24 protein-coding genes are annotated in these 22,135 nt (G+C 47.4%); 6 read left to right on the forward strand and 18 right to left on the reverse strand.

The genetic code is table 11. The features are described from left to right. Positions 1-34: 34 nt before the first annotated feature. Both MHM94_RS13385 and ccoG read right to left on the reverse strand, forming a co-directional pair. Positions 35-1,012 carry a serine/threonine protein kinase gene (locus MHM94_RS13385; RefSeq protein WP_022943749.1) on the reverse strand — a complete coding sequence of 326 codons (978 nt, stop codon included), beginning with the start codon at positions 1,010-1,012 and terminating at the stop codon, positions 35-37. Position 1,013: 1 nt separating this feature from the next. Further along, positions 1,014-2,447 (reverse strand): cytochrome c oxidase accessory protein CcoG, encoded by a 1,434-nt coding sequence (ccoG, locus tag MHM94_RS13390; RefSeq protein WP_022943748.1) that lies wholly within the window; start codon positions 2,445-2,447, stop codon positions 1,014-1,016. A gap of 187 nt (positions 2,448-2,634) precedes the next feature. Between ccoG and MHM94_RS13395 the strand changes: the two genes are divergently transcribed. Continuing rightward, positions 2,635-2,976 (forward strand): hypothetical protein, encoded by a 342-nt coding sequence (locus MHM94_RS13395; protein WP_152441301.1) that lies wholly within the window; start codon positions 2,635-2,637, stop codon positions 2,974-2,976. A 197-nt stretch (positions 2,977-3,173) separates the two neighbouring features. Here the strand turns inward: MHM94_RS13395 and MHM94_RS13400 are convergent, their stop codons facing one another. The 13 genes from MHM94_RS13400 to gspC are packed head-to-tail and all read right to left on the reverse strand — an operon-like array spanning position 3,174 to position 15,088. Next, positions 3,174-3,779, reverse strand: coding sequence for a UPF0149 family protein (locus MHM94_RS13400; RefSeq protein WP_235419468.1), 606 nt, complete (start codon positions 3,777-3,779; stop codon positions 3,174-3,176). Next, positions 3,779-4,543, reverse strand: a complete 765-nt coding sequence (locus MHM94_RS13405; RefSeq protein WP_235419467.1) for a type II secretion system protein N — start codon at positions 4,541-4,543, stop codon at positions 3,779-3,781. The genes MHM94_RS13400 and MHM94_RS13405 overlap by 1 nt, the downstream gene beginning before the upstream one ends. 2 nt (positions 4,544-4,545) lie before the next feature. Next, on the reverse strand, positions 4,546-5,013 hold the full coding sequence (locus MHM94_RS13410; RefSeq protein ID WP_235419466.1) for a type II secretion system protein M: 468 nt from the start codon (positions 5,011-5,013) through the stop codon (positions 4,546-4,548). Then, positions 5,010-6,218 carry a type II secretion system protein GspL gene (gene gspL, locus MHM94_RS13415; RefSeq protein ID WP_045979102.1) on the reverse strand — a complete coding sequence of 403 codons (1,209 nt, stop codon included), beginning with the start codon at positions 6,216-6,218 and terminating at the stop codon, positions 5,010-5,012. The genes MHM94_RS13410 and gspL overlap by 4 nt, the downstream gene beginning before the upstream one ends. Then, positions 6,215-7,213, reverse strand: coding sequence for a type II secretion system minor pseudopilin GspK (gspK, locus tag MHM94_RS13420; RefSeq protein ID WP_235419465.1), 999 nt, complete (start codon positions 7,211-7,213; stop codon positions 6,215-6,217). The genes gspL and gspK overlap by 4 nt, the downstream gene beginning before the upstream one ends. Further along, positions 7,200-7,856, reverse strand: a complete 657-nt coding sequence (gspJ, locus tag MHM94_RS13425; RefSeq protein WP_138508107.1) for a type II secretion system minor pseudopilin GspJ — start codon at positions 7,854-7,856, stop codon at positions 7,200-7,202. Before gspJ ends, gspK begins: the two co-directional genes overlap by 14 nt. Then, positions 7,843-8,247, reverse strand: coding sequence for a type II secretion system minor pseudopilin GspI (gspI, locus tag MHM94_RS13430; protein WP_022943739.1), 405 nt, complete (start codon positions 8,245-8,247; stop codon positions 7,843-7,845). Before gspI ends, gspJ begins: the two co-directional genes overlap by 14 nt. After that, a complete protein-coding gene (gene gspH, locus MHM94_RS13435) occupies positions 8,244-8,822 on the reverse strand; it encodes a type II secretion system minor pseudopilin GspH (RefSeq protein ID WP_235419464.1) in 579 nt (192 codons plus the stop codon). Before gspH ends, gspI begins: the two co-directional genes overlap by 4 nt. Positions 8,823-8,827: 5 nt before the next feature. Further along, positions 8,828-9,250 carry a type II secretion system major pseudopilin GspG gene (gspG, locus tag MHM94_RS13440; RefSeq protein WP_026110940.1) on the reverse strand — a complete coding sequence of 141 codons (423 nt, stop codon included), beginning with the start codon at positions 9,248-9,250 and terminating at the stop codon, positions 8,828-8,830. A gap of 41 nt (positions 9,251-9,291) precedes the next feature. After that, the gene (gene gspF / locus MHM94_RS13445) at positions 9,292-10,524 is read right to left on the reverse strand and encodes a type II secretion system inner membrane protein GspF (protein WP_045979098.1); all 1,233 of its coding nucleotides are present in this window, start codon (positions 10,522-10,524) and stop codon (positions 9,292-9,294) included. Beyond that, positions 10,524-12,020 (reverse strand): type II secretion system ATPase GspE, encoded by a 1,497-nt coding sequence (gene gspE, locus MHM94_RS13450; RefSeq protein WP_231658024.1) that lies wholly within the window; start codon positions 12,018-12,020, stop codon positions 10,524-10,526. Before gspE ends, gspF begins: the two co-directional genes overlap by 1 nt. A gap of 52 nt (positions 12,021-12,072) precedes the next feature. After that, on the reverse strand, positions 12,073-14,139 hold the full coding sequence (gspD, locus tag MHM94_RS13455) for a type II secretion system secretin GspD (protein ID WP_022943734.1): 2,067 nt from the start codon (positions 14,137-14,139) through the stop codon (positions 12,073-12,075). 22 nt (positions 14,140-14,161) lie between these two features. Beyond that, on the reverse strand, positions 14,162-15,088 hold the full coding sequence (gene gspC / locus MHM94_RS13460) for a type II secretion system protein GspC (RefSeq protein ID WP_235419463.1): 927 nt from the start codon (positions 15,086-15,088) through the stop codon (positions 14,162-14,164). Positions 15,089-15,300: 212 nt separating this feature from the next. On the opposite strand from gspC, the gene hslR reads away from it, so the two are divergent. The 3 genes from hslR (at position 15,301) to MHM94_RS13475 (ending at position 18,361) form a co-directional block, all read left to right on the forward strand. Continuing rightward, complete coding sequence (gene hslR / locus MHM94_RS13465) at positions 15,301-15,705, forward strand: ribosome-associated heat shock protein Hsp15 (protein WP_022943732.1); 405 nt, start codon at positions 15,301-15,303, stop codon at positions 15,703-15,705. Between the two features lie 8 nt (positions 15,706-15,713). After that, entirely contained in the window at positions 15,714-16,559 is an 846-nt protein-coding gene (gene hslO / locus MHM94_RS13470) for an Hsp33 family molecular chaperone HslO (protein WP_045979096.1), read from the forward strand. 263 nt (positions 16,560-16,822) lie between these two features. Further along, positions 16,823-18,361 (forward strand): phosphoenolpyruvate carboxykinase, encoded by a 1,539-nt coding sequence (locus MHM94_RS13475; RefSeq protein ID WP_022943730.1) that lies wholly within the window; start codon positions 16,823-16,825, stop codon positions 18,359-18,361. Between the two features lie 53 nt (positions 18,362-18,414). Here the strand turns inward: MHM94_RS13475 and envZ are convergent, their stop codons facing one another. From envZ to greB, 3 genes are all read right to left on the reverse strand, one after another. Next, a complete protein-coding gene (gene envZ / locus MHM94_RS13480; RefSeq protein WP_022943729.1) occupies positions 18,415-19,722 on the reverse strand; it encodes a two-component system sensor histidine kinase EnvZ in 1,308 nt (435 codons plus the stop codon). Then, positions 19,723-20,442: a two-component system response regulator OmpR gene (gene ompR / locus MHM94_RS13485; protein WP_022943728.1), complete on the reverse strand. Its 720-nt coding sequence runs from the start codon at positions 20,440-20,442 to the stop codon at positions 19,723-19,725. A gap of 98 nt (positions 20,443-20,540) precedes the next feature. Next, positions 20,541-21,023 (reverse strand): transcription elongation factor GreB, encoded by a 483-nt coding sequence (greB, locus tag MHM94_RS13490; RefSeq protein WP_022943727.1) that lies wholly within the window; start codon positions 21,021-21,023, stop codon positions 20,541-20,543. A 75-nt stretch (positions 21,024-21,098) separates the two neighbouring features. Here greB and MHM94_RS13495 point away from each other — a divergent pair, with 75 nt between their 5' ends. Both MHM94_RS13495 and MHM94_RS13500 read left to right on the forward strand, forming a co-directional pair. Continuing rightward, positions 21,099-21,413: a hypothetical protein gene (locus MHM94_RS13495; protein ID WP_235419462.1), complete on the forward strand. Its 315-nt coding sequence runs from the start codon at positions 21,099-21,101 to the stop codon at positions 21,411-21,413. Positions 21,414-21,447: 34 nt separating this feature from the next. Next, on the forward strand, positions 21,448-22,026 hold the full coding sequence (locus MHM94_RS13500; protein WP_045979094.1) for a hypothetical protein: 579 nt from the start codon (positions 21,448-21,450) through the stop codon (positions 22,024-22,026). Positions 22,027-22,135: the final 109 nt, after the last annotated feature.

Genomic DNA, 22,135 nt, shown 5'->3' on the forward strand with positions numbered 1-22,135 from the left:
CTCAATGTATACATTAAACATCAAAAGCAGGTGCTTAAGGTAAAAGTTTTAATGGTGGCTCATCTAACGCCGCCAACTGCTCTTTTAAAGCCAGAGTTTGCTGTTCCCAGTATTTGTCTTCAGCAAACCAAGAAAAGTTCCGTTCAAACGCCGGATCTGACCAACGTTTTGCTATCCAGCCCATATAATGCACCATGCGCATGGCTCGCAATGGCTCAATCAATCGCAACTGAGAATGGTCGAAGTCGGCAAACTCTTCATATGCCAGAACCAAGGTATCAAGCTGCAATAACTGATTTTGCCTGTCACCACTGAGCATCATCCATAAATCTTGAATCGCAGGGCCTTGTCGGCTGTCATCAAGGTCAACGAATGTCAGGGTGTTGTCCGCAGACCATAGAATGTTGCCAGCGTGACAGTCACCATGCAAGCGAATACTCTGCGAACAATCATAAAGTTGTACCGTTTTATCAATAACCTGTTGCAGTACAGTATAAAATGGCAGCGACATGGCTGTGCTCACCAAGTTACTTTGCTGTAAATGAACCTTAGCTTGATGCAAATACTCGTCGCACCCAAGCGTTGGTCGCTGCTCAAAAGCAGACGCTTTAGCTGTTTGATGCATCCGCCCGATTAAACGCCCGAGTTGCTCCAACTGATCCAGATTGTCCATTTCAAACTGCCGCCCCCCCACACTTGGGAACAGAGTAAAACGATAACCTTGATGCTTAAACAGGGTTTTGCCGTTGATTGTTAAAGGTGCCACCACTGGCACCTCAGCATCCATTAATTCTTGAGTGAAGCGGTGCTCTTCCAAAATTTGTGCATCGCTCCAACGCTCTGGGCGATAGAACTTTACAACATAGCGGCGCTTGTCCTCCGCCAAAAATTGATACACCCGATTCTCATAGCTGTTGAGTGCTAATAACCCCGACTCGGCATATACCTCAACCGAATCAAGGGCATCTAAAATGGTGTCAGGTGTCAAAGATGCAAAACTAAACTCGCTCACATTAGCGCCCTTTAAAGAAGTTGCTAGATTGCTTAAGCTGAGTGTCAGGGCTATCCACTGGGTAAAGTACAAACTCAAATTCGGTCATTGGCTTACGTAAGTCATAAGGGTCAATGATCACCGACAACGGTGCATTGTGGGAGCGCCCCGGCTGCACGGTGAACTCCTGCTCACCAATCACTTGATAATGCTCCAACCCCTGCACCTCTACTCTAAAGCGTTGTTCCTGCTGGGCTTTATTAAGAATTTTTAAGGTATAGGTATTCTCTACCAAGCCTTCCATATTGACCCGGTACAGCTGATTACGATCGCGGATAATGTCTAAGTCCATCGGCACGCGCATCATAATATTGGCCGCCAGCGCACCAATAAGAATAAATAGAATGACTGAATAGCCTATCAGCTTGCCACGAACGGGTTTGGTTTTCTCTGCCGACGCTTCAAGATTGCGCTCGGTGGTGTAGGAGATGAGCCCGCGTGGATAGTTCATTTTATCCATCACGCCATCGCAGGCATCAATACAGGCACCACAGTTTATACACTCATACTGTAGGCCGTTACGAATGTCGATGCCGGTCGGGCACACTTGCACACACAAGTTACAGTCGATGCAATCGCCCAAACCCAGTTCCTTTGGATCTTGTTTGCGCCCACGTGGACCACGTTTCTCACCGCGCTTAGCATCGTAACTGACTGTGAAGGTATCTTTATCAAACATGGCTGATTGGAAACGTGAGTAAGGACAAATATGCAAACACATGATTTCGCGCATCCACCCAGCATTACCGTAGGTGCATAGTGTAAAGACAGCAATACTTAATACCGCATAACCACCGGCTGAAAAGGTAAAAAAGTCGGGCAACAACTCACGAATCGGAGTGAAGTAGCCAACGAAGGTAATAGCAGTATAGAGAGAGAAAAGCAGCCAGCTACCATGTTTGGCTGTTTTACGCCAAAACTTATCAAAATCCATGGGGCGCTGATCCAACTTTTTACGCTGGTTTGCAGTGCCCTCTATCTTCTCTTCGAACCAAATAAAAATAAACGTCCACACGGTTTGCGGGCAGGTATAACCACACCATACTCGGCCATAAAAGGTGGTCACCAAAAACAGCGCAAAGGCAGCAATCATAAAAATAAACGCGAGAATGGTGAGGTCTTGCGGTAAAAACGTCAGCCCAAAAATGGTGAAGTGCTGGTTCATTAAATCGAATAACACTGCTTGCTGGCCATTGTAATTAATCCAAGGAAGTAACATAAAGGCCAACATTCCTACCAGACCAATACGTTGACGTAACAATTGATGGAGGCCTGTTACGGCGCGAACGTAAATGCGGTTACGGGGATTAAATCGATCGCTTTGCGCCGCACTGGGCTTTTCGATCTTCACGTCAGTAGGGATATTTTTTACCTTGATCCGCTGCTCTTTATCCATTGTCTTTCCTCAACGCCACGTTTTTAGGAAGGGGACAGTTAGTTTAACTGCTTAGAGTGCAAGTATATCAATTTAGCGACAAAAATGATGCCTTTGCAGGCATATATCATGGCTTTTGCTTGCTTTTAAAACACAGAGTTTACTAAACTAGGGCTGCGCTCGCAGTTACCTAGATCAAGGTTTAGTTATGAAGAAGTTATTGGTTATTATTTTTTTGGTGTTGGCTTTTTTCACCATAGACCACCCAATAGTAAAAGGCCCCCGCGACAAGCTGTTTAATCAGACCATGTCCGATTTGAGCGCGGCCAGTAAAGTGAACAAAGAAGTCAAAGCCAAACGAGCCCTAGAGCAAATTCGCCAACAGGTACGCTTGACAGACAAACAGGATCAACACCTAGCGTCTGCTTTGCGTACCGTTAAGAGCATGTACGCATGGGAGCATAAATACTGTTTAAACCGCGAGCTTAATGAGTATCTGTTTGGTGATGCTTTGCGCCAAAGCTGCTCGGTCATCGCCAGCACCCACTAAGTTATGGATTTCTCGTCACTGACCAAAAAGCAAACCCAGTCGTTTGTGCAGCAAAAAAAATTGCTACAGCGACTGTCTAAAGGTCAAGAGGTGCGCTGCGAGCACTGCCATGGAAAAGTCATCCTAGCTCTGGGTGAGCCGGGCTATGCGAGCGCACGGTGCGAAAAGGGCTGTACCGACGTGCTATTACAGCTATCCTAGCCGTCCCATTCTTGCTCATCATCAAATAAGCCACTTTGCACTGCGACAAGCTCAATCAGCTCAGCAAAGCCGAGGCTAAAGTCGGCCATCATATCGAACAAGACTTCGGCAAACTGTTGCTCGCTCTGCCCACTTTGTGCGGCTTGTGCGCAAAATGCTTGTTGCTCACTGAACAAACTCAGTACGGTCACCGCTTGTAGCAACATCTCGCGACTGTCATCATCCACCGCCTGCGCCGTTAGCAACGGCTCAATATAATAGCTAACACCAATCGCAAACCCTTGGCTCCACAAAAGTATAGGTGCATCATTGGCAAAGTTATGCTGCCAAGGCTGACGCAATTGCACAACCTTACGCAGGTTGAACCCCTCACTGTAGACCTGATCGCTCACCTGTTGCTGCGCATTCATTAACGCAAATAATATGCTCTCATCGCTCTTCGCGGCTTGCTCGCCCAACACATCGACCAACCATTGCTCTGGCTCGATAGGCTGAGGGGCGCACACAAGGGCAAACAAGTAGCCTTGCAGCTGCACAAAGTCCATTGCGTGGTCATGTTCATCCAAGTATTTTTGCAGTTGTTGCTGCACACTGTCGCTCATTAGAAGTTGATCCTATAACGCCCATCACTGGTTTGGTTGCCGAGGAACTGTACAGCATCATGCACATCCTTAGGTAGACTCGCATCCGGCTTTACAAAACCACTTGCTGTAAGTTGACTACGCTCGTTAAGGCCTGCATCAACTTGCAGCCCAAGGCGATTCTCTTTATCAACTTTCACGCTAATGCCGCCGTTTTTACAGGCTAACTGCCCTTCTAATTCACCAATACTGAACCAGCCATTGCGCCCTTTCACGGTGATATCTGGTGAGCTAATTTCGCCAGCGAGAACTTGGCAGTGCGGCTGACCCAATTGATAGTGAGCAATATCAACAAAAATCCGCCCTCGCGCTTGGGTGGGAATAGGCAGTTGTACTTGTGCCAATGCCTGCTCTATACGAATACGGGCATTAGCGTCAGTAACCGTTAAGTCCTTCTCAAACAGCCCATAGTTAATCACCCCACCCGCAGAGAGCTCTTCAGGGTTACGTTTATTCCCTAAGGTGACATCCACTTGCGCTTTACCTGTTAGTAATGCCCAGGCATTCACTTGCCACTGCGCTTTGCTCAGGTATTGACCTTGATAGCGCACACCATTTATTTGTCCTTGCCAGATGGTACCGCTTGCTGGCCCTAGCTGTAATCCTGGCGGCAATTGCTTAGCCGCCAAATTAAGCGCGATAGAGGCGGGAAATAAAGCCACAGCAAAGATAATAAAAGATAGTAAAAATAAGCTTCCCAGAGCGAATGCTTTCTTCACAGACATAGTTACTCCAATACAATGCGGCTAACGCGCACATGCCCAGGCTTTTGGTCTTGCGACAGTTCAATATTGGCGATGCTAACGCCGTGATTGTTCACCAACTCGTCAAGCCAAGCTAACAACTGGTTGAACGGCACACTATCAATGTTTACCCGTAAGCCATCACCGCTTGGCTGCATACGGCTGATCGCAATTTGATATCGGCCCCGGGTGCGGTTGACGATTTGCGTCACATTTTTGCCACCGGTGTTGGCAACGGCGCCTTTTGCTTTGAGCTTGGCCACACTTTGCTGCACAAATTGCAGCAACTCTTGTTGTTTTAGCTGGTCTTGCTTGGCGTCTTCAATGGCATTATTCAACGGCCGATACACCACCATGACAAAGAAGAACACCACAAATACCGCACCAGCAATTAAGAGTAAACGCTGCTCTTGCGGCTTTAAGGACTGCCAATAATTAGTGAGTGCGCTCATTGTGCTCCCCTTATTCTTAACTCGCCGATGACGCTTTCACCATCGTTATTGAGTGAGCCTTGCTCAACATCTAAACCGCGCTGCTCAAGTTTGGCTTTTACCTGCCCAAAACTTTGGAAATCTTGTCCTCGGGCCCCTACGCGCAGTTCATTGCGACGTTGGTCAAAGCGTAATGTTTGCGGCACAAACTGTTTGCTTTGTTGCACCACATCGGCAAAATCTTGTAGTAATAATAAAAATTGGGCGCTCGGCCCTTGGCCACTTTCTTTCAAAGCACCGTTAATCTGGCTCCGTAATAAATGAGGACGCACTTTAGTGCCTGGGAAAGCACGTTCATAAGTGCTGATCACCTGAGCCTTGGTTGCTTCAGCTTGGCTGCTATAGTGATAAAGCTGCGCGCCTTTAACCCCAAGCATAAAGACCAAGGTCACCGCTGCTGCCACCATCGCCGGGCGCCAAGTTTTTAACCAGCCATAGCTTTGCTTTTTATAAGCAAATTCGCCTTGGCGAAGATCGATTGGCGACGAGGCGGTGGCGAACATCGCCAAAGGTAACTCAAACTTCTCTTCATGTACTTCGGTGGCTATCTGCTCACTGTGATAACCAGGCAGCGGGCTATACAAGTCTAAGGTTTGTACGCCAACGGCACTTAAAAAGGCTTCGGCCCACTGTGGCTCTAGCTGTGCACCATGCCACGCTCCATAGCGCACCAAAAAGCTATGCTCATTGACAGCCATCGCTGTAGCTCGCTGTGGCTGAGGCTCCGGTAATAACAGAGCATCACTGTGAATATGCTCGACAAGCAATTGCGCATCGCTCAATACTGATAGCCAATTTTGCAACCATTGACGGTTCACCAAAGCAACCTGAATGAAGTGCTGCTCGCCATCACTGTGCGCCTGGCCGTGAGCGATAAACAAGCTGTCGACATCAACGGCAACCTGCTCCTCAATCATATAAGGAAGCGCTTGCTCTAGCTTGCGGCTCCACTTAGTCGGCAATTGCACGCGGTGACATTGCACCTGAGCGCTGGGTAACACTAAGGTGCACTCACGGTTATGTGCTTTCGTTGCTAACTGCTCTAATTCATTGGCATCATGTAGTTGACCACTGCCAATAATTTCATTTTCACTGCGGTTATAGACCAGCCAATGTATGGGCTGATCGGGGCGCTCGCCCACGTGGATCAGTAAGGACTCTCTCACTGCACGCCTCCAAATTTTCGCGCCAAAATAGTTACGTTGTTTTTATCTGCTTGTAGTAATGACGTCATAGTAAACTCGAAATCAACGAAGGTAGCGGTGGTCTGTAATTGAAAGTACTCACTTTTCAACACAAAACGCTCATCATCTGCCTTCACATCCTGTCCGCCTTGTTTTTTTACTTCTGTGGTGAACTCATTGAGCTCATCGAATCCTTCGTCGGGACGAGCGGCAATCACCGCCTGCGCACCTGACTCACTGAGACCATTGACCATTGCTGCCAGTAACAGCGCCTGATCTTCAGTAATGGTATTGACGTTAATAGAAAACAGCTCGTCATCAGGAATAACGCACACATAGGGGGCTATTTTCTGCATGACTAAGGGGTTAAAGCCCTTCACTAAACGCAGCTCTGAAATATCGGCGAAGAAGTTATTGGCGGTTAAGTAAGGCACATCACGTGACAAGTACTCATCTTCTTCAGCGCCTGAACGCATGGTAATACTGTCTTCATCAAGCCAATCAAAGACACTGTCAGCCATGGCCTCTTCCGACTCTTGCGCAGGCAACTCCTCAACTTCTTTGAGCAAGGCTAGCAGCGCCTTATGCGCAGGATTTGATTTAACAAAGCCGCCTTCAGCAGCACTGGGCTCAGCGCGCAAGGCATTTAAGTTTAAGCACGTTTGTAAGTCCCTTATCACACCACTAATGGTGCCGTTTTCCACCGGATAAGGGGTGTCAGCGGCGAGTGCCCAAGGTTGTTGTAAATGCATTTTATCGGGCTCTTTTTCAATACTTTCCCGCAACACTTTTTGTGCCAGCGCTTCCGCTGCATAGGCATACCATTTCGCCTGACGGAAATCGTCTAAATTCGTAGACTTTTGCACTTGCACCATTAAATTGATGCTCATTTGCGCCGCTATAGTCGTCGCCAAGGCGACAATAAACAACACGATAACCAGCGCTGCACCACGAGCTGACTGTTTACTTTTCGCCACTTTTTGCCTCCTTGCCTTGCCCTGCAAGTAAAAACAAACGTTTAATTGGCTCCCGGTCTTTTAGCGTCAGCTCAATAGATACCGCTTTGGGTAATCCCTCTTGTTGCCACTGTGGCTGCCATGGCTGCTCTCCTTTACTGTCATAAAATTCAAAAGTGAGCTCTTGCACCCCCTCTAACAGCACTTGCACACGAGGCTCTGTACTATCTAACTGATCGACATAGAGTCGATATAGCCGCTCTAGCCGCTCCTCTTGTACCCGGTATGCCACAGCTTGCAATTCACTGCGCGGCAATAGGTAGCCGGGGTTCGTCCAGCCGCTGCGTACAAAGCCGATACCATCAAACTCGCTATCGAATAAATAGCGTTCGTGCATCAGGAATTGCTCTTGCGTATCACCCGCCTCGTTGCGCACTTTGCGTTTAGTGATCTGGCTAAAGTCTTGCTCTAGCATACGAAATACGTTTTGTAGCCGTGAGAGCTCATCCAAGGTTTGCTCTGACGCTTCCTTGGTGCGTGTGGTTACATCCAAAATCTGATGGGTTGCGCCGATAATAAACACCATCACAGCCAACGCGACCAACACCTCGACTAAGGTAAAACCGCCTTCGCTCGCATTGTGACAGCCATTAGCGCCGGCCATTGCTTTTGGCCTCTTTATCGATATAGGTGGACAGGGTGTAAGCAAACTGCTCGTATTGCTCATCGGTGTACACCTCGATATCCACTTTTACAAAGCTACTGTCCGCCGTGCGCGTGACTTTTTGCTGCCAATACCAGGTTTGTCCAGCCAACTCGACTTTGCCTTTATGGTTATTTTTAGCAGCCCACTTGTCACCTTGAGCACGAATTTCAACTAACTGGTTTTCTGCCACCCAAGACGCATAGGTTTGCTCTTCGATGGTACTTAAGTGATTAATATGCTCGCCGCTGATTTGCATCGCCGCAATGCCAGCCATGGCGCATATACTTAAGGCCACCATAACTTCCAACAACGTAAAGCCCTGATACCGCCAACCTCTGCCTCGATTCATGGCCACTGCTCTCTATCAAGTGCAACAGGAGCCATAAACTCACCGGTAATGGTGTAGGGCATAAGCTCTTCTTCACGGCTATCCACGGCCAACGCCAGCTCAAACGGGCTGACCTCTCCAGAGGAAAGGATCATCACTTGCGGGATTTTCATTTTTTCCAGCTCAAGGAAGTCCTCTTCATCGACCCCTAAAAGCTGCTGCCAGTCGACGGCATTGAGCAGGCTATCTTGCGCCCATGGCAAATCTTCTTGATTCAAGGTCAACTCAAAAGGCGGTTCGAATTGCTTGCCTTTCAGTATCCCTTCGGCATCTTCCAATGGCCGCCATTCCTGCTCAGCATAGGTTAAAAACTCATAGCCATTATCGGCAACATACAACCCTAATTGACGCTGATTTAAAATGGCGTACTCAGAGGCATAATTAATACTGGTTTGCAGCGCGAGGGCGTGTTGCTCGAGCTCATCCTCATGTGAGTCATCGATGCTGTATACCACGAGGTTAGCGGTAAAAGCGATGATCGCTAAAACCACTAAAATCTCGATTAAACTAAAGCCACGATGACGAGCAACTGCCATACAAATTAACGCTCTTCTTCGTCCCAGTTACCGATATCGTCCTCAGTACCCGCTTCACCGTCCGGACCCATTGAAAATACGTCAATCTTACCGACTTCTCCTGGGTAAATAAGCTGATACGGATTACCCCATGGATCTTCCGGTAAGTTCTCTATGAAACCACCATCAGGGAAACGTTTTGGCACCGGTTCAATACTTGTTTTGGTCACCAAAGCTTCAAGACCTTGCTCCGTGGTTGGGTAGGTCTTATTTTTTAATTTATACAGGCTCAATGCATCTTCAAGCTGTTGAATATCTAGCTTTGCTTTGTCTAATGCGGCCTCTTCCTGCTGCCCCATAATGTTGGGTGCCACAATTGACATGATCATGCCAATAATGACCAGAACTACCATCACTTCTAATAATGAAAAACCAGATTGCTTTCTCACTGTCATTACCTCTAATTGCTAAAATCCATCTGCGCCTTAGCTTATAAGCCAATGGCCTTGTTCATCGCCATAATCGGTTGCAATATGGCCATTACGATAAATAACACGATAATAGCCATGGTTGCTATCATCGCGGGTTCCAAAAGTTTAAGTGACACATTGACCATGGTCTCAAACTCACGATCTTGGTTGTCGGCGGCGCGCTCTAACATTTGCTCTAACTCGCCTGACTTCTCACCACTGGCTATCATATGTAGCATCATGGGCGGGAAAAGCTTAGTTTGCTCAAGCGCCGCTCGAAGGCTAGCCCCTTCACTGACTCGAGTAGCCGCCTCGGCAACGGCCGCTTTAATCTTCTCGTTGGCAAGCACATGACCTGAAATTTTCATACCCTCAAGCAGCGGCACAGCACTGGAAGAAAGGATGCTTAAAGTACGAGCAAAACGCGCAGTATTTAAGCCCCGACTCACTTTGCCGATACCGGGTAAGGTCAGCAGCTTGCTGTCATACCAAAAACGAATATTGGGCTTTTTCAGCGCTTGCTTAATACCGACTGTGAGCAACACAAATACTGCGATGCACACAAACCAATAGTTTTGCACAAAGTGGCTGGCAGCCATCACCCACTCGGTGGTCCAAGGTAATGCTTGCTTTGACTTTTCAAAGGTTTTTAATATCTTGGGCACCACAGTTCCAAGAAGAATAGAAACAATGGCCACGGCAAAAATCACCAAAATGATAGGATATACCATGGCCTGGGTAATCTGTGAGCGCATGTGTTGACGTTGCTCAGTGTAATCAGCTAAGCGGTTTAAAACCTGGTCTAGATGCCCTGATTTTTCACCTGCTGAGACCATCGCCCGATACAGATTATCAAACACGTGAGGAAACTCCGCGAGGCCATCGGCTAGGGTGTAACCCTCAACCACTTTCGAGCGTACCGCCATCAGCATTTTCTTCAAGCGCGGCTTCTCGCATTGCTCAGCCACGGCCATGACCGCAGCTTCAACTGGCAAAGCGGATTGAATAAGGGTGGCAAGCTGACGGGTAATAAGGGCAAGATCTGACGTCGATATTTTCGCTTTAAATACGTTGCCTAATAAGCCTTTATTGGCAGCACTGGCCTTTTCTTGAGAAGCAGCTAGTTCCACGGCAACAGGCATCAGTCCTTTGTCACGCAATTGCTGACGTATTTGCTTTGCCGTATCGGCCTCTAAAAGGCCTTTTTTTTCTTTGCCTCGCCCATCTAACGCGCGATATTCAAATGCCGCCACTATTGCTCCTCACGGGTAACCCGTAACACTTCTTCCAAAGTCGTTTTTCCAGCAAGAACTCTAGAGCAGCCATCTTGGCGAATACTTGGGCTGTGCTGACGCACATATTTCTCAACCATTTGCTCGCCATGGCCGTTATGAATCAGCTCACGAATATGATCGTCCACCACTAATAACTCATGAATACCGGTACGCCCTTTATAACCGTTATAGTTACATTCTTCACAGCCTTGGGCGCGATAGATAGTGGGTGGGTTTTCAGCGGGCACACCCAATAGCTGGCATTCACTTTCATCAGCTTCATGGGCCTGCTTACAATTATTACACAAGGTGCGCACTAAACGTTGAGACAAGACTCCTAACAGCGACGAGGACAATAAGAAAGGTTCTACCCCCATATCTTCCATACGGGTGATCGCCCCGGCTGCGGTGTTAGTGTGCAAAGTTGACAGTACTAAGTGACCGGTCAGTGACGCCTGAACACCAATTTGCGCGGTTTCTAAATCACGGATTTCACCTACCATCACCACATCTGGATCTTGACGCAAAATAGCTCGCAGACCGCGCGCAAACGTCATATCCACTTTCGGATTGACCTGAGTTTGGCCGATACCTGGGATCTCGTACTCAACAGGGTCTTCAACAGTGAGGATATTGCGGTCTCGGCTATTAATAGCCGTCATTCCGGCATACAAGGTGGTACTTTTACCCGAACCTGTTGGGCCGGTTACGAGAATAATGCCATGGGGTTTACGAATGAGCTCCGCAAACAGTTCTTGGTTGCGTCGCGTCATTCCCAGGTCTTGTAAATCAAGGCGGGCATTGTTTTTATCAAGTAGACGCAGCACCACCCGCTCACCAAAGCTTGATGGCATCGTTGACACCCGCACGTCAACCGCGCGCCCAGCAATGCGTAGGCTGATACGACCATCTTGAGGAACACGCTTTTCAGCAATATCCAGTTTAGCCATAACTTTAATACGCGATACGAGCAGCGAAGCTAGCTTGCGATTAGGCTTGAGCACCTCTTTGAGCACGCCATCGACGCGAAAACGAATCACAAGCTCTTGCTCGAAGGTTTCGATATGGATATCCGATGCACCCTCTTTGATAGCCTCGCCCAACATGGCGTTAATCAGCTTGATAATCGGCGCATCATCGTCAGCAGCGAGCAAGTCTTCGGTTTGCGGCAGCTCCTCGGCGAGAGAGAATAAATCGGCCTCATTGCCGATATCTTCCATTAGCTGCTGGGTTTCCGAACTATCGCGTTGATAGGCCGCTTCAAGGACGAGTTCGAATTTGTCTTCCGGCAACCGCTCTACGCTAAACCCTCGGCCTGCGAAGCGGCGCACCTCCAACATAACCTGAGGCTCTAAATCATGGCTATGGTAAAGCAGTAACGTCTCATCATGCTCTACCAATAGCACTTGAAAGCGGCGCGCAAAGGCAAATGGCAGTCGCAGTGGCGCTGTGGCAACGGTTTCTGATACCTCCATCAGCGCTTCGTCAGTGACGGGCACCTCGGCGCTGCTTTGGGCGGCGATTTGCTCAGTCATTGTCTCGCTCAGCCTTATTTTGCTCTTTCAAATACTCTTCATAGGTAGGTGGCAATACAAGCGCGTCATTCCACTCAGGGAGTAATGGCACTTGCTCGGTTGGCATCAAGTCGATACCGTCATCGCTTTGTTTGAGCTGCTCACCACGGATAAATTTATATTTACTGTGGCTCAAACGGTTCATGCTCTCAATATCGCGTAAAATTGTGGGGCGAATAAAGACGATAAGATTGCGTTTACGCTTTGACGTACTGGTGGATTTAAATAAGTGGCCGAGCACAGGAATATCACCAAGTAACGGTACTTTAGAGACACTTTCTTGGACATCTTCATCGATAAGACCGCCGAGCACAACCATACCACCATCGTCGGCTAGCACTGTGGTGGTAATGGCACGTTTGTTAATGGAAATATCCACCGCCGTTGAACCCGCGACATTCGATACTTCTTGTTCAATGGTTAGCTGCACTGCCGAGCCATCGTTTATTTGCGGTGTTACTTTAAGCTTCACACCCACTTCTTGACGATCAACAGTCTGGAATGGATTTTCATTGTTACTGCCGGTCGACGAGCCGGTAATAATGGGTACTTCTTGACCGACAATCATCGACGCTTCTTCATTATCCATCGTAGTAATCGAAGGGGTCGCCAAAATATTCGAATTCGTGTCATTAGAAACGGCTTGGACTATCGCGCCCCAGTCATTCTTAACGATACCCATGGCTAAGCCATTGATTCCACCTAGTAAACTAGCGAGAGGACCAAGGTCGCCTTCTTCGGTACGGCTAATCGGTGTTACCACACCACTTTCTGAGCCAACAACATTGTCGGTAATGGTTTTATCACGAGCTTGCTCTGCTGCCACTGCCAGTGAGCCAACGGGCACGGTGGTGCCGTTGTTAAACTGCAACATGCCACCTTGTTCGGAGATCCACTGCAAACCAAAGTTAACACCATCGCCTTCAGAAACCTCAACAATAATGGCTTCTACCAAGACTTGCGCACGGCGAATATCTAATCGTTCAATCACTTTTTCAAGTGAGCGCATCATGTCGGGCTGGGCGGTAATCACCAATGAGTTCGACGCTTCGTGCGCTTCAATGCTGATGTCATCACTGCCGCGACGTGTGGTGCGCGCAGCATTACCATTGCCTTGCTGCTCTTCTTTTAAAGACTTACTAACCCCCTGTAATACCTTAACCAGCTCATCTGATTTAGCGTAATTAAGGTAAAATACTTTGGTATTCCCGGTTGTCTCTAGCTCGTTATCTAAGCGCTTGACTAATTCAATGGCGCGCGTGCGAGCCTGCCCTTCACCACTGACAATCACACTGTTGGTACGCTCATCTGCAACGACCCGAGGGATCAAAAAGTCGGGGACGCTGCCTTTGCCATTGTCTTTAAAAATATTATCGACAACAGACACCACATCAGAGGCCGTGGCATGTTTCAGACGCACAATATCAACACGTTTATCACCGGCTTGGTCAACCAAGCGAATAATTTCCACTAGGCGGTTTACCGACTCGGCATGACCGGTCAGCATCATGACGTTAGAAGGGTTAAAGTTGGTAACATGGCCGCCATCTTTTTGGTCACTAAACTGACGGATCAGTGGACCCAACTCTTGGACGGTTACATTTTTCACTCGCACAACCCGAGTTACCAGCATATCACCGCCCATGCCGTCATCTTCACCGATGACTGGCACATTAGACTTTTTCGCGTCTGAGCTTTTCTCTACTTTAATAATACCACTTGGCATTTCGACAGCAGCATAGCCATGTACTTCGAGAACGTTGAGGAAGAATTGATAGTACAGCTGTTCATCCATGAGCTCGTAGCTACGCACATTAATTTTGCCACGTACATTGGGGTCAATGATCACCGTCTTGTTAAGGTTTTTACCAACGATATTGATAAACTCGTTGATGTCTGTGCCCTTAAAGTTTGCCGCATATTCGACTGCGTATAGATTTAAACTTACCCCAGCGGCGAAAAGTAGCGCGCCATACTTGGCAAGCCCTTTTATTATTTTTGTGCGAAATTTCGCGCCCATTGTTCTTACTCCAAACGTGTGATTATTGCAGGCTAAATTGCACATCGAACAGTTGCCCGTTGCGGTTCACGGTAATAGATGCGTCGGTGCTATTGCGCAGCTCTTGCAATGCTGCCATGGCTTGTTTCATATCGGTTAGCTGATAACCATTTATAGCAATGGCGATGTCATTATTTTCAAGGCCCATTTGTTTAAATAGAGCCGGGTCTTTTCCAGGGCTTAATTTATACCCTTGTAGACGACCTTGGTTACGTGCCGGAGTGATGCGTAGATACTCCGATAACTTTCCCGGGTCGGAAAGAATTTGTTTGCGTGTTTGCTGTAGAGCTTGCTTGGCCTCGGCACTGGCTGTGGCATTGATGGTTTTCGCCTTACCGGCACTCGCTTTGGGAGCATTATCAGCTTGTGGCCGACTTGCTGGCACAGGCATAGATACGGTTTTAGTGAAGCTCAAGCCGTCAAGCATCAGTGTTTCAAAGCGCCCACCGACATCCAAAATAGCTCGGTCAGGAAGTACTTTTGCCAGTTTAGCGCGTGTTCCTTTGATAACATCATCAATACCGTAGGTCTCTTGGCGCCCTTGGGATTCAATAATGGCGAGCCCGGCGGTTTTGTCGTTGGTAGCTGCTACCACGCCGGTTAGGTTTATGCTTAGACGTGTTTCAGGGGCGTCGCTGATAACTTCCTGTTTAGGTTCAGCTTGCTCGACAGCGGCGGCATCACCGAACAAATTAACTGAACGGATGGCGGCAATATTTGCTCGCTCTGCACCTTTGTTTGCTTGGCTCACAGGTGGCATCACCGTGCTTGCTTGCGGTTGTGGCCATACCAGCCAAAGCAACCCAGCGGCTAGATAACCACAATACAACACCGCAACCAGCACGATAGTGGCCACGATTTTTTTCTGTGGGAGCTGCTTAAGCCATTGTTGTAGTTGGGCTGAATCCAAAACTCTATACTATTATTATTGTAGTCGTTAACGTCACATAGTACATCTATCACTGAGTGACAACAAGCACACCATGTAGCATTAATGTAAAAACATGTAGCCTAGTATAACCTCCGCGCAAGACAGCAATATGACAGCGTTCTGTGCTTTTTTTGGTCGTTGTGTTGTGCTAAATTTCGCCCTTAACTTAGAGAAAATAGTACCGAGGTAAAGTGAGCAAGTCAGCAGCGAACGAACACAGCGAATCTGTGCGCTTAGACAAATGGTTATGGGCCGTGCGCCTCTACAAAACTCGCGCCATAGCACGAGAAATGGTGCAAGGGGGCAAGGTCCACTATAACGGTCAACGTTGCAAGCCTAGTCGTCAGGTCGAAGTGGGAGCGAGTATCCGCCTTGCTCAAGGCTTCGATGAAAAACATATTAAAGTGCTTAAACTACTTGAAAAGCGTGTGGGTGCCCCCATTGCTCTGACCTGCTACGAAGAAACCGAGCAAAGTAAGTTAAAACGCGAAGAAAATGCCATTGCGCGTAAAAACAATGCCTTCTTTGCGCCACACCCTAATCAGAAACCGGACAAAAAGCAGCGCCGTGAACTGATTAAGATGAAAGCCAAATAGAGAAACTCATGCAAAACGATTTATTACACCGTTATATTTTTGAGCAACACGATGTTCGTGGTGAGCTCGTTCAAGTAAGCGATGCTTTCGCGCAAGTGATCAAAGACCGCGACTACCCTGACGCCGTAAAAAAGCTCTTGGGCGAGCTATTCGTAACCACTTCGTTGTTGACTGCGACACTCAAGTTTCAAGGCCATATTAATGTGCAAATCCAAGGTGATGGACCAGTAAAGTTTGCAGCCATCAACGGCGATCATGAGCAAAACCTACGCGGTGTCGCTCGCATGCAAGGTGAAGTAAAAGGAGATGGGTTACTGGCGCTGATGGGTAAGGGTCATATGATTATTACTATCACCCCAGTCAAAGGCGAACGCTATCAAGGGATTGTGCCGCTAGAGCATGACAGCTTAGCTAAATGCGTGGAACAATATTTTGCCCAATCTGAGCAACTAAAAACACGGATGTGGTTCGCCACGGATATAAGCCCTGGTCAAGAACGTGCAGCGGGCCTTTTCCTGCAAGTCCTTCCCGTCAACCAAGACAAAGCGACTGCTGATTTTAGTCATTTAGAGACGCTCAGCGATACGGTAACCGAAGACGAGTTATTAAATTTAGATGCACACACCGTATTGACTCGCTTGTACCATGAAGACAACCCTAAACTGTTCGAGCCACAGCCAGTGCAGTTTAAATGTACCTGTAGTCGCGAGAAAACCATTGATGCACTCGTTAATGTCGGCAAAGATGAATTACTTGCCGACGTACAGGCGAATGGCGAAATTGTTATTAACTGCCATTATTGCCTCAGTGAATACCGCTTTAACGAAGAGCAAATTAAAGCAATCTTCAATTAATTAAGCGTTCATTCATTTAAAAAGCTCGAGTACGAAAAACTCGAGCTTTTTTGTTTAAAATAATGACACCGGTATCATGAAATTTTGCTTTTTTATGACACCGGTATCACTGAAATTATTCATGTTTTTTCATATAAAACCGCCATTTTTAGGGCTTTCACCGCTCGTATACAGGCAAACCTTCTGTTACTATAAAATCCATAAAGCACTCTCACACAGCTTTAGATTAACCCGTTCAACCTCTCACAATTTTAGGTAAAAAAATGACTTCAAGCGCTACTCGTTTTGTTGATCTTACAACCGCAGAACTGATCGAGCAGGCAGTTCGTCGCGGCGAAGGTACTCTAGCCGCTAACGGTGCATTTGTTGCTAAAACAGGCCGTCGCACTGGTCGCTCTCCTCAAGATCGCTTTATCGTAAAAGAAGCAAGCACTGAAAATGATATTCAGTGGGGCAATGTTAACCGCCCATTCGATGCCGATAAATTTAATGCGTTGTGGGAACGTGTGGAAAACCACGTTGCTGAAAACGATCACTTTGTCTCTCACTTAGAAGTAGGCGCCGATCCAGAGCATTATTTACCTATTGTTGTTACTACAGAAACTGCATGGCACCACGTGTTCGCGAAAAATATGTTCATTGAGCCAAAGCAGTTCAATGCCGCGAATTTACCGCAATGGCAGATTTTGAATGTACCTTCATTCGTATGCGACCCAGAGCGCGATGGCACTAATAGTGATGGCACTGTGATCATTAACTTTGCCGAGCGAAAAGTGTTACTTGCTGGTATGCACTATGCTGGTGAAATGAAGAAGTCGATGTTCTCAGTGCAGAACTTCTTATTGCCAGGGAAAGGTGTTTTACCTATGCACTGCTCTGCAAACGTGGGTGAGAATGGCGATACCGCCTTGTTCTTTGGCCTTTCAGGCACGGGTAAAACCACCCTGTCTGCCGACCCTAGTCGTTTCTTGATTGGCGATGATGAGCACGGTTGGGCTCCTGGTAGCGTCTTCAATATTGAAGGCGGTTGTTACGCCAAATGTATCGACTTATCGCAAAAGAACGAACCGGTTATTTGGGATGCTATTCGCTTTGGTACTATTTTAGAGAACGTGGTACTAGACGACACCCGTACGCCTGATTACAGCGATGCTAGCTTGACGCAAAATACCCGTGCAGCTTACCCACTAGAGCACATTGCCAAGCGCAAAGAAGAAAATCGCGCCGGCGAACCAAAAGCCGTAGTGTTTCTAACCTGTGATGTGAGCGGTGTGTTACCACCAGTATCAGTATTAAGTGAAGAAGCTGCAGCATACCACTTTTTAAGCGGCTACACCGCTAAAGTGGGCTCAACAGAAATTGGCTCAACGTCTGATATTGAATCTACTTTCTCAACCTGTTTCGGCGCGCCATTCTTCCCTCGCCCAGCGGGTGTTTATGCGGAACTATTAATGAAGCGCGTGCGTGAGTTCGGCGCTAAAGTATACTTGGTTAACACTGGTTGGACAGGCGGTCCTTACGGTATTGGTAAGCGTTTTGATATCCCAACCACGCGTGCTGTAGTTGATGCGATTGTGTCAGGCAACTTAGCCGATGTAGAGACCCAACATATCGATGTATTAAACCTAGACGTGCCGGTGGCTGTACCTGGTGTCGACACTGAGGTACTGAACCCTATCAACACTTGGGCTGATAAAGACAAATACAACGAATACGCGAAGAAACTCGCAGACGACTTTAATCAGAACTTCGCTAAATACGATGTTTCTGATGCGATTAAACAAGCCGGCCCGCAAAGCTAAGGGCTGCTGTTTATACTTAGCCATTGCGCTGAGAATTCAATCCCACGCCAGCATTACGCTGGCGTTTTTATTGGTAAGTATATAGTTGCACACAAGCCGCCCTGTTCACGGTTCTTGAGCTCAACCTTGCCATTGTGCATAGTAACGATGCGCTTAATAATCGCCAGCCCTAAACCGCTGCCTTCACTGCCTCGTGCCTGATCACCTTGGGTAAAAGGCGCGAACACCTTCTCCAGCTCAGATTCAGGGATGCCAGGCCCTTTGTCTAACACACTGACACAGACGTATTTCTTGCGCGCACAAAAGTGAGTATTCACCTCTATGCTGTCATCAGAATAGCGCAAGGCATTCTCTATCATATTGGTGAGTACACGCTTGATTGCCACACAACTTATCGGCACATTGGGAAGGCTGGGGTTCAAAGTGAGTGTGATATCTCGGCCATGCTGTTGCTCAGCATGGACCACCTCTTCAACCAAAGCGTTGAGATCTTCAGGTTGGTTATCCCCTTTGTCATGGTGGCGTAGATATTCAATGAACTGATCAATGATTGCGTTCATATCTTCTATATCGTGAATAATACCTTCGCGCAGATAGTCCTCATCATCAGACATCATTTCAGTGGCTAGGCGAATACGGGTCAACGGCGTTCGCAAGTCATGTGATACCCCAGCCATTAACAAGCGCCGATCTTGCTCTAGCGCAGCAATGCTACGCGACATCTGATTGAAGGCTCGCGTTACCTCAACCATTTCAGTCGAACCTTGCTCATCAACAACGGTGCTAAAGTCGCCTTTACTCACCTTCATCGCCGCTTCTTGGAGTGCTTTGAGTGGGCGGTTTAGGTGCCGCGCAAATAACCACCCTCCCAGCACACTGAGAAAGCCAATACTGGTTAGGTAAAAGGTTAAAAACTCAATATTGGCTTCGGTGAAGCCAGATAATGGCACCCGCACCCAGTATCCTGGAGCCTGCGGCGGTTCTATCCAATATACCAATGGATTCGTTTGACTAATACGCACACGGGCCGAGCCATTAAGCTGTTCCGACATAATGTTGGAGAGCATTGAATATTCACGAGCTTGCCCTAGCCCGTTAATGTAAGCCTCGCGCTGGGTGAGTAACTCGATTCCTGTTTCTTCTAAGAAGCGTTTCGACACTTCATCACTGACTTCTACGCCATCATCGACACCAATGAATACCGTTTTCACCTGCTTTGCGAGCATGATATTCACTTGCTCGATGGTCGGCTTGACCACATAGAAGCTCACCGCAACATAGGACACCACTTGGTTTATAAGTAGCAAAGCACCAACTAAAAATACCGTTTGCCCAAATGCGCTTTTGGGAAATAAGCTCATTTACTTGTTGCCGTCGGGCACAAATACATAGCCCAGTCCCCATACTGTTTGGATATAACGAGGGTTCGCGGCATCGGCTTCAATCATCCGTCTTAGACGTGATACTTGCACATCGATACTGCGCTCCAAAGCGCTATAATCACGGCCCCTGGCCAAGTTCATAAGCTTATCGCGGCTCAGTGGTTCACGTGGGTGTGAAACGAGGGCTTTCAGCACCGCGAACTCACCACTGGTCAGTGAAATAACCTCATCCCCTTGAGTCATTTCTCGCGTTGCCAGATTTAGCGCAAAATCACCGAACTTAACTAAGTTTTCTTCTGATGAAGGCGCACCCGGCACTTCTTTAGCGCGACGACGCAAAATGGCCTTCACTCGAGCCAATAGTTCGCGTGGGTTAAACGGTTTAGGAATGTAATCGTCAGCACCTAACTCGAGGCCAATAATGCGGTCAACCTCGTCACCCTTAGCGGTCAACATCACGATAGGGATTTCATTTTCTTTTTGTCGCAAACGACGACAAATTGAAAGGCCATCTTCGCCGGGCAACATTAAGTCTAAAACCATCAAATGAAAGTTTTCTCGTTCTAATAGCTTATCCATTTGTTCGGCATTGGCGGCGCTGCGTACGATAAATCCTTGCTCAACTAGATAGCGCTCCAAAAGGCTGCGTAAGCGCATGTCATCATCGACAACGAGGATTTTTGTTGTTTCCTGTCCCATTATTTTTCTTTTCGTTGTTTTTCCTCCATTAACTATATTCGAAATAGCGGGCAGGGGAAATGTACAACACCAATTAGATTGTTACATTTGTTGTCGGCCTAACTATCGTCACTGCGATAGTGAATGTCATTGATGTACCAAAGTTTGCGCCCTGTCGGGGTAGATACCCAGGCCTCATCATCAACCTGCTTTTTTAACAACGCTCGCGCCATTGGTGCATCAATTGAGATGACAGTTTTGCTATCATAAATTTCATCTGGACCGACAATTTGAAAGCGTAACACTTCGCCTTGTTCATCTTCCACTTCGACATAGGCGCCAAAAAATACTTTTCCTTCTTGCTGAGGGCTGTAATCAACAACTTGAAGGTCTTCTAAGCGCTTACGCAAATAACGCACGCGCCTGTCTATTTCCCTCAGACGCTTTTTATTATACTGATAATCGGCATTTTCCGAGCGATCACCTAAGCTCGCCGCCCAAGCGACTTTCTTCGTTACTTCTGGGCGCTCGGTGCGCCATAAGTGGTCTAACTCTCGTTGCAACTGCTGGTATCCACGGCGTGTAATTAATTTCGTTTTCATTGCTTTTTGTTCAGTTTTAATTCACAGTCTGCATTACATAGTTAAATGTAGCGGTATTTTTAGGCGAGTATAGTGATGCACAAATACAGTGTAAAACACATAATATTATTGGTACTCAGCCTACTTGTGCTTAACAGCTGGGGAGTTGCCAATGCTCACACGCAATTTTGTAGCGTTACTGATCAGCCGAGTGTCGCCCTCGAGTTAGAAGCTACCTCAAGCCCAGCTCAAGATAAAGACAGCGAGAAAGATTTTGACTTTACCGCTGCTTCACTTTCAGCAAATACATACCAATCCTTAGCACTTAGAGCGACTCACACCGAGCTAGGTAAGGGTGCACTATGTAACTTACGCCCACAACAACGAGCGCCTCCCATTTTCTTTAAATAAGCTGTTTTTTATTAACAATTATTTGGAGAAGATCATGACTGATTTTAAAACCTTACGTACTCATTATGTAACAAGTGCGAGCCAATTTACTGCTCCCCAAGTTGTACCTGAGGCGTTAAACACCAACAGTAATGCCATGACATTACTGCAAGATTTTACAGCCCAAGCGCCTGTTCGCATTTTGGCTAACACCCCTTTGAACGCTGCACGAAAACTTGCCAGCGCTACTCCCACCAACGCATTGTTAGTGGTCGATGAACAGAATAACGTGCTAGGCGTTACTTCTAGCGTCGAATTACAGAGCGCGCGAGTCACGACCCAAGCCGCACAAATGGGCATCAACCCTAGTGAGCTACTGGTTCATGACATGATGCGTTCGCTGCATACCCTGCCCTGTATCAGTATGCTTGCTGCACGTAATACCACCTTGGGTAATGTACTCAGCACTATGGAACACCGTGGCAGTTTCTATTTATTAGTGACTGACAAAGAGCAAGTAACTGGAGTTTTCTGCGCCCGTGCTATTGCCAGAAAGTTAGGTATCGCATTAGATATCACTCCTGTCGCACAATCTTTTCAAGAGGTTGTAGCCAGCGTCGAGCATCCGCATTAACAAAGTTTTGCAAAGTGAAACACCTCGCCAGGGACGGCGAAATTTGCCCTTCTGTTCACTGTTGGCTGTGATATTATCCAATGCAATTATGATTAATGTGCCCGTATTA

It is taken from the genome of Pseudoalteromonas sp. CNAT2-18.1 (assembly GCF_022347865.1).
GTDB lineage: Bacteria > Pseudomonadota > Gammaproteobacteria > Enterobacterales > Alteromonadaceae > Pseudoalteromonas > Pseudoalteromonas ruthenica.